Here is a 14,337-nt window from a genome sequence, read left to right as displayed (position 1 = left end):
AATCATCCTAATGTTGTTCTGCTTTATTCTGAACAGCTGAACGGAACAGCACAAAAATACAGCTAGACATAAGGCCTAGGAAAATAGCCAATACCAATATCATTATTTTCTTTTTACTGTAGTTAAATTCAGTGGCATCAACATTAGCTAATACCGAATGAAATTCAGCTTCATCAGCAATAGGCGTTTCTAGTAAAGCGGCTTGGATTCGTTCTAATGTTTTATCTTGCTCTAGAGCTCGCTTTTGTTGTTCTAGCTGAAACAAGCCTTCAATGAAATAACTCTTGTTTTTTCTATTTTTTAACAACTCGATTTCTTTTTCTATGGCTTTATAACCACGTAGATAGGTAATTGTATCGTCAGCATGGTTTTGACTCGACCTATTAGCTTCAAAGTTATTTGTTTTTTCTGGTGTCATTGCATCGTTTGAGTTTAAGTTCATCAAGACATCATTTGAAATTTCAAAATTCACCTTGTCGCCAGAGACCATTCTTCCTTCTGCTAAATTTAAATACCTTGCAATAGCTGCATGCTCTTCTAAATAGGCAATACGAGTTAATACAAACTGTTCGTAGTCTCGCTCTGCATTCTCTATAGCTGTTGCTATATCTTCTATCTCGAAGTTTAATTTAGATCGCTCACTCGCAACTATTGATTCTACTCGACTTATAATTGTTTTCCGTATGTCTGTATTCACTTGGGAATATAACAAAGCTAATAATTGCTTCCATTTTTCTTCGTCAGTATGAGAGTAGCTTAGCTCTAGATAAATAGAAGGCTCCTCTGCAGTAACAATATTCGTATTTTTAATGATCTTCACACCAACTTCCGACGCTTCTTGAGCTAATGCTAAATTGTATTCGGCTTCAGCGTCATATAATGAAGAATCAATAAAATTCAATTCCTTCATCGCTGCCTGAATAGCATCACTAGACTGAAGCTGCTCCAAAAACATCACGAATAACGTATTTGAATTAACCTCTACTGCGTCATATTGATTAAAGCTTCTATATTTCAAGTTCTCTAATAACGGTATAGGACGAAATATTGTTTGTGCAGTAAAGGTAGACGGTGTGATAGAGACATAGACTAAGGCGATAATAGAGAACACTGCGGTAACCGCAGCAATCAGTATTTTTTTAGCCCATAGAGTATTAAATAGCTCTATTAGGTCGATTTCATCGTCATGCCTGTAATTTACATCGTTCATCTATTGCTACCTTATTGTATATGCTTTACAGACAGTTGCTTCAAACAACCGAATTGTAAAACCTTGCCAAAATAAAATATTTTATCTATTGATCTAGATAAGCCTCGTAGACTATCGCACTAGTTGATTAAAGCCTATTCCCACTCGATGGTCGCTGGCGGTTTACCTGACACATCGTAAACAACACGCGAGACACCATTAATTTCATTGATGATACGGTTACTGACTTTACCTAGCAACTCGTACGGTAAATGCGCCCAGCGTGCTGTCATGAAGTCGATAGTCTCTACCGCGCGCAGTGCTATAACCCATTCATAGCGACGGCCATCGCCAACCACGCCGACGGATTTAACTGGTAAGAATACAGCGAAGGCTTGTGACGTTTTGTGGTACCAATCCGCTGCGTGCAGCTCTTCCATAAAGATGGCATCGGCTTCACGTAGGATATCGGCGTATTCTTTTTTAACTTCACCTAAAATGCGTACACCTAAGCCTGGCCCTGGGAATGGATGGCGATAAACCATGTTGTACGGTAAGCCGAGCTCTAAACCAATGCGGCGAACTTCGTCTTTAAAGAGCTCGCGTAGCGGTTCGACTAAGTCCATTTTCATATCTTCTGGTAAGCCACCGACATTGTGGTGCGATTTAATCACGTGCGCTTTACCGGTTTTAGAAGCAGCGGATTCAATAACATCAGGGTAGATCGTACCCTGCGCTAGAAAATCGACATCGGTAATTTTTGTCGCTTCGTTATCGAATACATTGATGAATTCGTGACCAATAATTTTTCGCTTGGCTTCAGGATCAGACTCGCCTTTAAGCGCGTTTAAAAAACGATCTTGAGCATCGGCACGAATCACCTTAACACCCATATTTTCGGCAAAGGTCTTCATGACTTGATCGCCTTCGTCTTTTCGCAATAGGCCGTTATCAACGAACACGCAGGTTAGCTGATCGCCAATAGCCTTATGCAATAAGGCAGCCACGACTGACGAATCAACACCGCCTGAAAGACCTAACAATACTCGGCGATTACCTACTTGCTGGCGGACCGCTGCAATTTGATCTTCGATAATATTGGCCGGTGTCCACAAGGCTTTGCAACCTGCAAATTCAATCACAAAGCGCTGTAGCAACTCTAGGCCTTTTAAAGTGTGCGTCACTTCTGGGTGAAATTGCACACCGTAGAATTTTTTAGCCTCGTTGGCCATGGCAGCGATTGGGCAACTGGGTGTTGATGCCATCAACTCAAAGCCTTCAGGTAATTGAGTGACTTTATCACCATGACTCATCCAAACATCCAACAGCTGCGCACCGTCGGTTTCTTTATCGGATAAGCCTTTTAATAGGCTACCGTTACTTTCAACTTTAACTTCGGCGTAACCAAACTCTTGTTCATTCGAGGTAGAAACAACACCACCAAACTGGTGCGCCATGGTTTGCATGCCGTAACAGATACCAAGAACCGGAATACCAAGATTAAATACAATATCTGGCGCTGCTGGGCTATCCTGTTGACCAACAGACTCTGGACCACCGGATAAAATAATGCCGCGAGCATTAAAATCTTTGATCTCTTGTTCGGGTAAGTCGTAGGCGTAAATTTCACAATAAACACCTAACTCGCGAATGCGACGTGCAATCAGCTGAGTATATTGAGAGCCAAAATCCAAGATCAGGATTTTATCGGAGTGGATATTCACTTGAGTCATGTAATTTGCCTTCAGATCTATTGTCTAACACAACAACCGACACCTTCGAGCTTAATGTTGATTGCGTTTTCTTGGTTCAGTAAAACAACTAATTTAATACAAATAAAACAACTCGCCGAGCGAAACCCTAATGGGCGCGCTCGGCGATTTAAACGTTCTATCTGTCACTAACTACCACAGTCAAACTACCTATAGCCGCTAACTGCTTATGGCCACTAACTATCTATGATCATTAGCTATTTATGACTACTAAGAGCTAGCTAGCCTTTAAAGACTAGGTGACAGTGATTAGCTGACACGGTAGTTCGGTGCTTCTTTGGTAATTTGAACATCATGCACGTGCGATTCTTTCATACCAGCGCCGGTAATTTGCACAAATTCTGGTTTGGTGCGCATTTCTTCAATGTTCTTACAGCCAGTGTATCCCATCGATGCTCGCAAACCACCCAATAACTGGTGCACAACGGCACCCATTGGTCCTTTAACAGCAATACGGCCTTCAATGCCTTCTGGTACCAGTTTTTCGACACCACTTTCTACGGCTTGGAAGTAACGATCACTTGAACCTTGTGTTTGCGACATAGCACCCATCGAGCCCATACCACGGTAGCTTTTATAAGAACGGCCTTGGAACAGTTCGACTTCACCTGGCGATTCGTCAGTACCGGCAAACATGCCGCCAGCCATAATAGCCGAAGCACCAGCAACAATCGCTTTAGCAAGGTCACCAGAAAAACGAATGCCGCCATCAGCGATCAGTGGAATGTCGTACTCTTTGAGCGCTTCTGCAACATTAGCGACGGCACTGATTTGAGGAACACCAACACCTGCAACAATACGAGTGGTACAGATAGAGCCAGGTCCAATACCGACTTTCACGCCATCAGCACCAGCTTTGGCTAAGTCTATCGCGGCAGCGGCTGTGGCGATATTACCGCCAATCACATCAACTTGAGGGTAGTTTTCTTTTACCCAACGAACTCGATCGATGACGCCCTTGCTATGACCATGTGCGGTATCGACAACAATGACATCAACGCCAGCATTAACTAGCGCTTCAACGCGATCGGGAGTATCTGCACCAGTACCAACCGCAGCGCCCACACGTAAACTGCCATTCTGATCCTTACAGGCGTTTGGATAGGTTTTGGCTTTGTTAATGTCTTTAACCGTCATCATACCGATCAGCTTAAAGGCATCATCAACCACCAAGACTTTTTCGATGCGGTGATCGTGCAGTAAATCGCGTACTAACGATTGGCTAGCGCCCTCTTGTACAGTCACCAACTTCTCTTTACCAGTCATGATGTCAGAGACTTTGTTGTCGAGGTTTTTCTCGAAGCGAACATCTCGGCTAGTAACAATACCGACTAAATCACCATCTTTAAGTACTGGAACACCAGAAATACTGTGCAGGGTTGTTAGGTCGATAAGTTCGCGAATGGTCGCATCGGCGTCAATAGTGATTGGGTCACGTACAACGCCAGATTCATATTTTTTAACGAGGCGAACTTGCTGCGCCTGCGCCTCAATGGTCATATTCTTATGAATAATACCGATACCGCCTTCTTGCGCCATGGCAATAGCCAAGCGAGATTCAGTAACAGTATCCATTGCGGCAGAAACAAGGGGAATATTTAAGGCGATATTACGGCTGATGCGCGTTTTTAACGACACGTCTTTGGGTAGAACTTCTGAGTGGCCTGGAACTAAAAGAACGTCGTCAAAAGTTAAGGCTGTTTGAGCAATTCGTAGCATGATGTATCCCTTTGCTTAACGTGGAAAGGAGATAGATGAAGCACCCTCGCTATTAAGGATACCAATCTTTGATTGGCGCGGCATTATAACCATATTTGCTTAATTGCAAAGCTTTATGGCATTATCGCGCGCTTTTATAGACTGCCTCTTTGCGGGTCTGGCGAATGCTAAGACAGGCTGCGCAGCCAATAAGCGTCATCGTGTGACTTCTTACTATTAATGTGACTTCTTATTAAAGAGTAAGAGTCTTCTATATCGAGAGTCTTCTATGTGGCACCAACCCTCTTCCCCATTAAGCGTTTCGCAGCTGAACCGACAGGTTAAACAGCTACTGGAAAGCCAATTCCCTGCGATTCCTGTGCAAGGTGAAATTTCGACTTTAAGCCGCCCTGCTTCTGGGCATATTTACTTCACGCTGAAAGACCAAAACGCACAGATTCGCTGCGCCATGTTTAAAGGCCAGCTAGCGCGTAATCGTTATGTGCCCAAACAGGGCGATGAAGTACTGGTACAAGGCCGTTTAAGCCTATACGAAGGCCGCGGCGACTATCAGCTGATTGCCAATAGCATCGCACCTGTAGGCGAAGGTGAGTTACAGGCGGCATTCTTTCAAATGAAAGAACGCCTAGCAGCCGAAGGCCTGTTTGACGCAGAACACAAAAAACCGCTACCAGAATCGATCCAAACAGTCGGCTTAGTGACCTCTAGCACAGGCGCTGCAGTACAGGATATTTTAACGGTTTTAAAGCGCCGCTACCCGGCTATAAAAGCCATTTTATACCCCAGCCAAGTTCAAGGCGCTCAAGCAACACAAACCTTAGTAGAAGCCATTGAAACCGCCAATCGGCGCAATGAAGTCGATGTTCTGATCGTCGGCCGTGGCGGTGGCTCATTAGAAGATTTATGGTGTTTTAATACTGAGCCTGTCGCTCGGGCATTATTTTCCTCGGAGTTGCCCGTTATCTCTGCCGTTGGCCATGAAGTGGATTTTTCTATTGCCGATTTTGTTGCTGATGTTCGAGCAGCAACGCCCTCTCAAGCTGCCGAATTAGTCAGCCCAGATCAGTATGAACGTATACAGCGTGTTGATCAGCTGACTGAAAAGCTGTATTACGCCGTCAATACGAAGCTGGCGCTCAGCCGACAACGACTATTGCAAACCCGGCAGCGCTTAAAAAGCCCACAACAAACGCTTAGTGAATGGCGACTGTCGCTACACATACAACAAAGTCAGTTAATCGATGCCATCAAACAGCCGATGTTAGCTTGGAGTCAGCGGTTAAGCTCGCTCACTAATCGGCTTGAACGCATGAACCCTGCCGCTCAGCTAAAACAACAGCACAACAGCCTGGTGCAGCTAGAAAGCCGATTACAAAATAGCATTCAACACAGCCTTGGCAACAAGCAGGTACAACTGGCCAATTGCGCCTCACAGCTGAATATACTATCGCCATTGGCAACACTGGAACGAGGCTACAGCATTACCAAAGATGACGCAGGAAATATCATTCGAGATGTTTCTGAATTAGCCGAAGGCCAAGAGATTCAAACAGAGGTGGCGCAAGGTCGGATTCGATCTAGAGTCGTTGCAACAGAACCGGCAACAAAGCCTGCAATTAAATAGCGAGTAAAAGCAGTAGCGAGCAAAAGCAGTAAAACCAAATACGACTGTGACATGGCTTTGTTGCCGCTGCCACAGTCAGGCTTTTCTTTTGATACGCTTGATACTTTGATTGAAGCTGTTTTTATTTATTGCGTCGATGCTCGCGACGTGCCTTTTCTTTAGGTGCTCGACGACCCTTAGCAACATCATCATAGGGGTTTTCACCAACTCGGAATTCAAATCGAATCGGCGTACCGCGAACTTTCAATGCTTTACGGAAGGCATTTTCCAAATAACGTTTATAGCTGCCAGGTAGCTTATTAAGCTGATTACCGTGGATAACCACAATCGGCGGGTTAGTACCACCTTGGTGAGCATAACGCAGCTTAATACGACGTCCACCGACCATTGGCGGCTGATGCATCTCAACCACACCCTGCATTATTGTAGTGAGCTGATTAGTACTCCAATGGCCACGAGCACTTGCATAGGCGGTATCAACCGACTCATACAGATGGCCAACATTGGTGCCGTGCTTAGCAGAAATAAAGTGCAGATCAGCCCAATCCATAAACGGCATTCGACGATCAATTGCCGTTTTAACGGTATCTTTTTGATCTTCGTGCAAACCATCCCATTTATTGACAGCAAGAACTAACGCCCGGCCTGAATCCAATGCAAAACCCAGCATGTGCATATCTTGGTCAACCAAGCCAACCTGTGCGTCGATAACCAGCACCACTACATTCGCATCTTGAATGGCCTGCAAGGTTTTAACGATAGAAAACTTTTCTACCGCCTCAGAAATGTTTTTACGGCGACGAACACCGGCCGTATCAATCAGGGTGTAATGTTTTTCATGACGCTCAAATGGAATGTAAATGCTATCCATCGTCGTGCCCGGATGATCGTAAACAACCACTCGATCTTCACCCAACATGCGATTAACCAGTGTTGATTTACCCACATTTGGCCGACCAATAATCGCCATACGAATGGTGTCATCGTCCATCGGATCTTGACGATCCTCTGGTATCGGGAAGTTGGCCAATACTTCTTCCAATAACGAAGAAACTCCTCGGTTTTGCGAGGCGGCAATCGGTAACGGTTGACCTAAGCCAATTTCAAAAAAGTCTGCCGTGGCTACATCAGGATCGCGGCCGTCGGTTTTGTTCACCACCAAATAAATGGGTTTATTTATTTTACGCAGATGATCAGCTAAAAACTGGTCGGCGCCAGTAAGGCCCGTTTGGCCATCCACCAAAAACAACACCGCATCAGCTTCGTCAATGGCGGCAAAACTCTGTTTTGCCATCTCAGCATCGAGACCTTCTTCAAAACCACTGACACCACCGGTATCGATAACAATAAACGGCTGTTCGCCAAGCTTACCCTCACCGTATTTACGATCCCTGGTCAGGCCTGACCAGTCTGCAACCAAGGCATCTCGCGAACGCGTGAAGCGGTTGAAAAGAGTTGATTTACCGACATTCGGTCGGCCTACTAATGCAATTACAGGAATCATTTAATTTTCGTCTTTAGGTTTATATGGGTCTATTGAATCTTTGAAGTTTGGACTAATTTGACCAAAATTCATACTTTTTAGCACCGCATCACTATTAAAAATAGGCCGCGCTAAAACACAAAAAAGCGGCTTATCTACGCCTCAATAATGCCAGCGTAGAAAAGCCGCTCACGAGTCTGTGAAGCTATTGCACAGTTAGGTATTTAATTCGACTGCTGCTGCCTTGGAATAAAATGCCATCTAAATATTTAACAGGTTCACCGTTTGAGCCTTTCCAGTCGATCTGGCGAGAAGTGAGCCATTGTCCGTCTGCTTTATTAAGCAGATGCACGTAACCTTTAATGTCGGCAACGAACAGATAATCACCGTCAATTAACAAATCACTGAGCTGACGATATTGGAACGACTCAACCCGCCATACTTCATTCATCGTGGCAGGATCTATGGCGACAAGGTGTGATTGAGCATTAACGCCATACCACAAACGACCATCCGATTTAACCGCACGATAAGAAGAGAACGGTGCCGCTTGCAATACACGACCAGAATTGACATCGATAACGACTAAATCACCCTGATAGCCAGATATTAATAAACGATTACCCAGCAATGTTGCCTGTGCATCGATATCCACTAGGCGACTAATATCTGTCGAACCACTGGCACGAGCAATGCGGTATTCCCAAAGAATGGCACCGTCAGTAACGCTTAACGCCACAACCTTACCATTAGATAAACCAGTAATTACCGCTTCACCCTGAGCGGTATTCACTAGCACCGGCGCACTGGTTCCAGTAATGGTTAAATTTGGCTCGGCATCTTGATAAGCCCAAAGCAGACGACCAGTAATGCGCTCTAAAGCATTTAATCGGCCATCAATGGTTTGCACAAAAATTCGGCTATCGGTAATCAAAGCCGGCTCTATTGAAAGCGCGCCTAATTTAGTTTGCCATTGACGTTCAAATTCAGTGTCGTACAAACCCGCCTGACCTTCATTATTGAGCACTAAAAACTGTTCATTGTCATAGCTAACTTGGGCAGTAATGCCAGCACCTAGCGAAAACTGACGAACCGTTTTGCCGCGCTGATCAAGTTCAAATAACTCGCCGTTGGCTAGCGGAACATAAATCGCTTCATCGACTACAGTAGGATTCAAATGCGCAAAAGCATTGGCATCGGCTTGGCTATCTAAAATACGCCACCACTGTACCTTTAAATTTGCCTCACTCGGCAAGGTCTCAGGCAATTGCGCTGGCTGCTCGCGCAAGGCACCATTAGAACAGGCGACTAATACAAGCGCGGCAGTAATCGCTATTAATTGGCGTAACATATGAGAACTATTCAGCAACGGCTAAATCATCCAACTTAATTTTCAAATAGGGGTTATTAATGCTTTGCTCTGAGCTAAGTTCGTAAGCGGTTTGGTAAGCTTGACGCGCAGCTTCAATATCGCCCTGCTCAAACAATACATCGCCTTTTAACTCGAACGTTACCGCCTCATGACCAGTACCTTCAATAGCCGCCAAGGTTGATAACGCCGCATCCAGCTCACCTAATTGGAATTCGACCTGTGCTTTACGGTATTGAACCAAGGCAAGCAATTCATCATCGCTATTCTTTCGCGCCCAATCCAATTCGCTTAACGCAGCCTCGAAATCACCGGCATCAACGTCGATTTTAGCGGCAATCAAAGCAGCCATAGCACCGTAACCAAGATCTGAGTAATCGCGCTTCAACGCATCAATCAACTCTTGCTGCTTTTCGGTATTTTCACTGTCAGCTAGGCTGGCACTTAATTCATCGTAAATAACCGACGCTTCAATTCGGTGATTTTCACGTGCATTTTGGTATAGCTGAACACCGACATAAGCGGCGATAAAAATAATAAAGGCAGCAATCACCCAATTACCGTATTTGGACCACCATGTTTGCAATGCTTCAATTTGTTCCTGATCGGTGTCGTACACGCTATTACTCCAACATAAACTCAAAATACTGGCGCTTGGCGGCTGCCAGTTTTATTAATGGGCCTACCTAGATAGACCGTGACTATTTTTTAGGGCGCAGATTATAGCCCGAGTTTGATTAAAACTTCAGCTACATCATCCCAAGAACTTGCTTGTTGTTCGTTATGACCTTGTAAATCCTTGATTTGCACGCTCTTATCGGCCACTTCTTGATCACCTAAGATCAATGCGAAGCGAGCACCAGACTTATCTGCCTTCTTCATTTGGCTTTTGAAACTACCACCGCCGCAATTGGCCTGTAAGCGAGCTTGCGGCAAGGCATCTCTTATACGTTCCGCAACCGCTAAAGCAACGGCTTCAGCCTGTTCACCAGCGGCGACTAAATAGAGGTCGATGGTGTTATATATACCATCTGGCACCACGTTAAGCTCTTGCAGTAGCAACAACAAACGCTCAATACCCATAGCAAAGCCAGAGCCTGGCGTTGGCTTGCCGCCCAGCATTGGCACTAAGCCATCGTAGCGACCACCACCACACACTGTACCCTGAGCACCGAGCGCATCGGTAATCCACTCAAAGACGGTTTTTGTGTAGTAGTCTAAACCACGAACCAGACGTGAATTAACGACGTACGGCACACCGGCGGCATCTAAAATAGTGCGCAAATCGGCGAAGTGTTGCTTAGACTCATCATCGATAAAGTCGTCAAAGTTTGGCGCTGCATCTAATAAAGCCTGAGTCGAGGCTGATTTAGAATCAAGAATACGCATAGGGTTTGTGGTTAAGCGACGCTGACTGTCTTCATCCAGCTGATCTTTAACGCCCTCTAAATAGTTAACCAAGGCCGTACGGTATTGCGCTCGAGCTTCACTACTGCCCAAGGTATTAATATTTAGCGTCACAGACTCGGCGACACCCAATTGCTTGAACAATCGATAAGTCATCAGAATTAATTCAGCGTCAATATCGGCACTGGCGATACCGTAAGTTTCGACACCTAACTGATAAAACTGACGATAGCGGCCTTTTTGCGGACGCTCATAACGAAACATTGGGCCTTGGTACCAAAGGCGATGTTGCTGATTATGCAAAAGACCATGTTCAATCGCTGAGCGAACACAGCTGGCGGTACCCTCTGGACGCAAGGTTAAGCTTTCGCCATTACGGTCGGCAAAGGTGTACATTTCTTTTTCAACGATATCGGTATGTTCGCCAACGCCACGACAAAAAAGCTCTGTTGGTTCAACAACGGGCGTGCGAATTTCTCGGTAGCCGTATTGATCTAATACCGCCTTCACCTGTTTTTCAAAGTATTGCCATAGTGGGCTATCCGTGGGCAGGACATCGTTCATACCACGAATGGATTGCAAATTAGCCAACCGAACTTCTCCTTAACTGTCTTTTGCGATGATCGACTCATCAAGCAATTGTTTTTCTGCTACTTTCTTTCGAATAAGCTGTTCATAGTGATCTACGATGTTGCTGTTCTCTACTTTATGATCAGGCTTACCGTCGACATAAACTAAATTATTGGGTGAACCGCCAGTAATACCAAGGTCCGCTTCTTTTGCTTCGCCTGGGCCGTTGACAATACAACCAATCACCGCCACATCCATAGGTGTTAGTACATCTTCTAGGCGCTCTTCGAGCTGGTTCATGGTGCCAATAACATCAAAGTTTTGCCGTGAACAACTTGGGCAAGCAATAAAGTTAATACCTTTATTGCGTAAACGCAGACTTCTTAAAATGTCGAAACCGACTTTAATTTCTTGTACTGGATCAGCCGCTAATGAGACCCGAATAGTATCGCCAATGCCATCCATCAACAGCATGCCTAAGCCAACCGACGATTTCACTGTACCGCTGCGTAAGCCGCCAGCTTCGGTAATACCTAAGTGCAATGGTTGATCGATTTGACTGGCGATCTGGCGATAGGCCGCGACGGTCATAAAGACATCCGAAGCCTTTAAGCTCAACTTAAAGTTTGGGTAATCAAGGCGATCGAGAATATCGATGTGGCGCATTGCCGACTCAACTAAAGCTTCCGCAGTGGGTTCGCCATATTTCTTTTGTAGATCTTTTTCTAACGAACCGGCGTTAACACCAATTCGAATAGGAATATTTTTATCACGCGCGGCATCAACAACTTGCCGCACTCGATCTTCGCGACCGATATTGCCCGGGTTAATACGTAAGCAATCAACGCCCAGTTCGGCAACGCGCAAAGCAATTTTATGATCGAAGTGAATGTCCGAAATTAACGGCACATTGGATTGCTTTTTAATTTCAGCAAAGGCTTCGGCAGCTTCCATGGTTGGAACCGAAACCCGAACCATATCGGCACCGGCCTTTTCTAACTCTTTAATTTGCGCCACGGTCGCGGCAACATCGGTTGTTGGCGTATTAGTCATCGACTGCACGCTGATCGGTGCATCACCACCAACGGGGACATCACCGACCCAAATTTTTCTCGAAACTCGACGCTTAATTGGGCTTTCGCCTTGCTTATTCATAATTCCGCCTGCCAAGATAAGTATTGCGAATATTCGTCTGTCTGTGGGTACTGGCTTTTCAGTTGTAATGCCAGTGAAGCGTATAGATCCATATCGCCATGGACATACGCCAAAGGAATACCTAACCAGAGCGACGCAGCGTTTTGGTTCGCTTTACGTGCGCGCACTAACTCTATAAAACCCAAATAAGACTGGTAAGCCTGATCGGTAGATTGGTCGTTATTATAAAGCCTCGCCAAGCCAAGATAGCTGCCCGCTAATTCCGTGTTTAATACCAGCGATTTTTGATAAGCGGTTATCGCTTCATCAAACGACTGCAAGCGCGTTAACGCAATGGCTTGATAATAAAACACCTGCGCTCGGCGTTCATAGAGAGTGTCTTTTAACACCTCATTATATTGAGCTAACGAGTCTTCGAATCGAGCACGATTATATAGATAAACCGCGTATTGGAAATGCGCTTCTGTCGCTCCACCATACTGAATAGCTTTTTGAAAATGAGATTCGGCTAAACTGTACTCTTGCTCCTGCTCGTAAACTCGAGCAAGCCCCATATGCGCACCTGCGCTTTTTGAATTAATCGCTAAGGCTTCGCTGAGTTTTTCTTTGGCTTTGAGTAATTGACCATTTTCAAAATAGCCATAACCCAATTGAATATAAATTTTTTCTGCTTTTTCCAGATCTTTTTTTTGCTCAAACGGGCCTTGGGTGGTAGTTACACAGCTGCACAACCACACAACACTCATTAAACATAGAGCCCAAAGACGTTTTTGCTTCATTCCACGGCGTTCCGATCTGTTCGCTGACTGGCAACGGTTGCAGCCGTATGGCCCAGCTCAATGGCTTCGATAAACTTAACCGAGCGACGCGTTTTATCGGCAACCTGGCCAACCAATTGGCCACAGGCTGCATCAATATCGTCACCGCGTGTTTTGCGCACGGTGACGTTGTAACCGGCTTCGTGCAAAATATTTTTAAAGCGATGGATACGGTTATTACTCGGCCGGTTGTAACCCGAATTTGGAAACGGATTAAACGGAATTAAATTGATTTTGCAGGGGGTATTTTTAAGCACCTGCACTAATTCTTCTGCATGAAAAGTTTCGTCATTTATCTTATCAATTAGAGTATATTCGATAGTACAGACGCGTTTATCAGGCAAGCGATCAAAATAGGCATTAACCGCGTTTAGGGTTTCTTGCAAACCATAGCGCTTGTTAATTGGCACCAACTGATTACGCAGCTCATCATTCGGAGCATGCAATGACAAAGCTAAGGAAACATCAGTAACCTCGGCAAGATCATAAATTCTTGGTACAACACCAGAAGTACTCAATGTAACGCGGCGTTTAGATAGACCGTAAGCGTTATCTTCCATCATCAAGTTCATCGACTCAACAACATTGTCGTAGTTCAACAACGGCTCACCCATACCCATCATGACAACGTTTGTAACATGGCGTTCACGCTTTTTACCGGGCTCATCCCACGAACGTGCAGCGACCCACAACTGGCCGATAATTTCTGCCGAACTTAAGTCACGGTTAAAGCCTTGTTTACCGGTTGAACAAAAAGAACAATCCAGCGCGCAACCAATCTGTGAAGAAACACATAAGGTGCCACGATCATCTTCTGGAATGTAGACGGTCTCGACTGCACTGCCGCCGGGCATTTTCATGACCCACTTACGGGTGCCATCTTTCGAGTATTTTTTATAGGTGACTTCCGGTGCAATAATTTCGCATCGCTGCTTTAACTTTTCACGCATTGACTTGCTGACATCGGTCATATCATCGAAGTTATCAACGCCACGCTGATGGATCCATTTCATAATCTGTACGGCACGAAAACGCTTTTCACCTAATTCTTCGGTGAAAAACTGCACCATATTATCTAGGCCCATACCCAGTAAATTAACTTTTTGCGACGACGCTGACATATTCAACTTTCCAAGTACTCTTTCCGGTCACTTCTTTCTAAATACTCTATTGCTGAGCCTTTTGGCTAGGCAACGGTGTATCGATATACGAATAGGCCATCCAAGATGAC

The 14,337-nt window shown here is 45.1% G+C and carries 11 protein-coding genes; 1 reads left to right on the top strand and 10 read right to left on the bottom strand.

Annotated elements, in window-relative coordinates:
• Window positions 1–7: 7 nt before the first annotated feature.
• The 3 genes from FME95_RS01755 to guaB all read right to left on the bottom strand — a co-directional run bounded on the left by FME95_RS01755 (window position 8) and on the right by guaB (window position 4,680).
• Window positions 8–1,210, bottom strand: a complete 1,203-nt coding sequence (locus FME95_RS01755; RefSeq protein WP_147712589.1) for a Wzz/FepE/Etk N-terminal domain-containing protein — start codon at window positions 1,208–1,210, stop codon at window positions 8–10.
• Between the two features lie 134 nt (window positions 1,211–1,344).
• Window positions 1,345–2,922: a glutamine-hydrolyzing GMP synthase gene (gene guaA / locus FME95_RS01750; RefSeq protein WP_147712587.1), complete on the bottom strand. Its 1,578-nt coding sequence runs from the start codon at window positions 2,920–2,922 to the stop codon at window positions 1,345–1,347.
• A gap of 288 nt (window positions 2,923–3,210) precedes the next feature.
• Complete coding sequence (guaB, locus tag FME95_RS01745) at window positions 3,211–4,680, bottom strand: IMP dehydrogenase (protein WP_147712585.1); 1,470 nt, start codon at window positions 4,678–4,680, stop codon at window positions 3,211–3,213.
• A 268-nt stretch (window positions 4,681–4,948) separates the two neighbouring features.
• Between guaB and xseA the strand changes: the two genes are divergently transcribed.
• Window positions 4,949–6,304: an exodeoxyribonuclease VII large subunit gene (gene xseA, locus FME95_RS01740; protein ID WP_147712583.1), complete on the top strand. Its 1,356-nt coding sequence runs from the start codon at window positions 4,949–4,951 to the stop codon at window positions 6,302–6,304.
• Between the two features lie 121 nt (window positions 6,305–6,425).
• Here xseA and der read toward each other — a convergent pair whose 3' ends face one another.
• From der to rlmN, 7 genes are all read right to left on the bottom strand, one after another.
• A complete protein-coding gene (gene der, locus FME95_RS01735; RefSeq protein ID WP_147712581.1) occupies window positions 6,426–7,808 on the bottom strand; it encodes a ribosome biogenesis GTPase Der in 1,383 nt (460 codons plus the stop codon).
• A 184-nt stretch (window positions 7,809–7,992) separates the two neighbouring features.
• Complete coding sequence (locus FME95_RS01730) at window positions 7,993–9,138, bottom strand: outer membrane protein assembly factor BamB (protein ID WP_147712579.1); 1,146 nt, start codon at window positions 9,136–9,138, stop codon at window positions 7,993–7,995.
• 7 nt (window positions 9,139–9,145) lie between these two features.
• The gene (locus FME95_RS01725; protein WP_187265414.1) at window positions 9,146–9,775 is read right to left on the bottom strand and encodes a YfgM family protein; all 630 of its coding nucleotides are present in this window, start codon (window positions 9,773–9,775) and stop codon (window positions 9,146–9,148) included.
• 101 nt (window positions 9,776–9,876) lie between these two features.
• Complete coding sequence (gene hisS / locus FME95_RS01720; protein WP_246109303.1) at window positions 9,877–11,154, bottom strand: histidine--tRNA ligase; 1,278 nt, start codon at window positions 11,152–11,154, stop codon at window positions 9,877–9,879.
• Window positions 11,155–11,166: 12 nt separating this feature from the next.
• Complete coding sequence (ispG, locus tag FME95_RS01715) at window positions 11,167–12,288, bottom strand: flavodoxin-dependent (E)-4-hydroxy-3-methylbut-2-enyl-diphosphate synthase (RefSeq protein WP_147712576.1); 1,122 nt, start codon at window positions 12,286–12,288, stop codon at window positions 11,167–11,169.
• Window positions 12,285–13,067, bottom strand: a complete 783-nt coding sequence (locus FME95_RS01710) for a tetratricopeptide repeat protein (protein ID WP_147712574.1) — start codon at window positions 13,065–13,067, stop codon at window positions 12,285–12,287. The genes ispG and FME95_RS01710 overlap by 4 nt, the downstream gene beginning before the upstream one ends.
• Window positions 13,064–14,227, bottom strand: a complete 1,164-nt coding sequence (rlmN, locus tag FME95_RS01705) for a dual-specificity RNA methyltransferase RlmN (RefSeq protein WP_147712572.1) — start codon at window positions 14,225–14,227, stop codon at window positions 13,064–13,066. Before rlmN ends, FME95_RS01710 begins: the two co-directional genes overlap by 4 nt.
• Window positions 14,228–14,337 lie beyond the last annotated feature (110 nt).

Source organism: Reinekea thalattae, from assembly GCF_008041945.1.
Lineage (GTDB): Bacteria > Pseudomonadota > Gammaproteobacteria > Pseudomonadales > Natronospirillaceae > Reinekea > Reinekea thalattae.
The sequence above is the reverse complement of the archived record's forward strand: the minus strand, read 5'-3'. Positions and strand labels throughout refer to the sequence as shown.

Excerpts from the sequence above, each read along its gene's own strand:
- FME95_RS01755 (WP_147712589.1), bottom strand. The coding sequence starts at position 1,210 with ATGAACGATGTAAATTACAGGCATGACGATGAAATCGACCTAATAGAG.
- guaA (WP_147712587.1), bottom strand. The coding sequence starts at position 2,922 with ATGACTCAAGTGAATATCCACTCCGATAAAATCCTGATCTTGGATTTT.
- guaB (WP_147712585.1), bottom strand. The coding sequence starts at position 4,680 with ATGCTACGAATTGCTCAAACAGCCTTAACTTTTGACGACGTTCTTTTA.
- xseA (WP_147712583.1), top strand. The coding sequence starts at position 4,949 with ATGTGGCACCAACCCTCTTCCCCATTAAGCGTTTCGCAGCTGAACCGA.
- der (WP_147712581.1), bottom strand. The coding sequence starts at position 7,808 with ATGATTCCTGTAATTGCATTAGTAGGCCGACCGAATGTCGGTAAATCA.
- FME95_RS01730 (WP_147712579.1), bottom strand. The coding sequence starts at position 9,138 with ATGTTACGCCAATTAATAGCGATTACTGCCGCGCTTGTATTAGTCGCC.
- ispG (WP_147712576.1), bottom strand. The coding sequence starts at position 12,288 with ATGAATAAGCAAGGCGAAAGCCCAATTAAGCGTCGAGTTTCGAGAAAA.
- FME95_RS01710 (WP_147712574.1), bottom strand. The coding sequence starts at position 13,067 with ATGAAGCAAAAACGTCTTTGGGCTCTATGTTTAATGAGTGTTGTGTGG.
- rlmN (WP_147712572.1), bottom strand. The coding sequence starts at position 14,227 with ATGTCAGCGTCGTCGCAAAAAGTTAATTTACTGGGTATGGGCCTAGAT.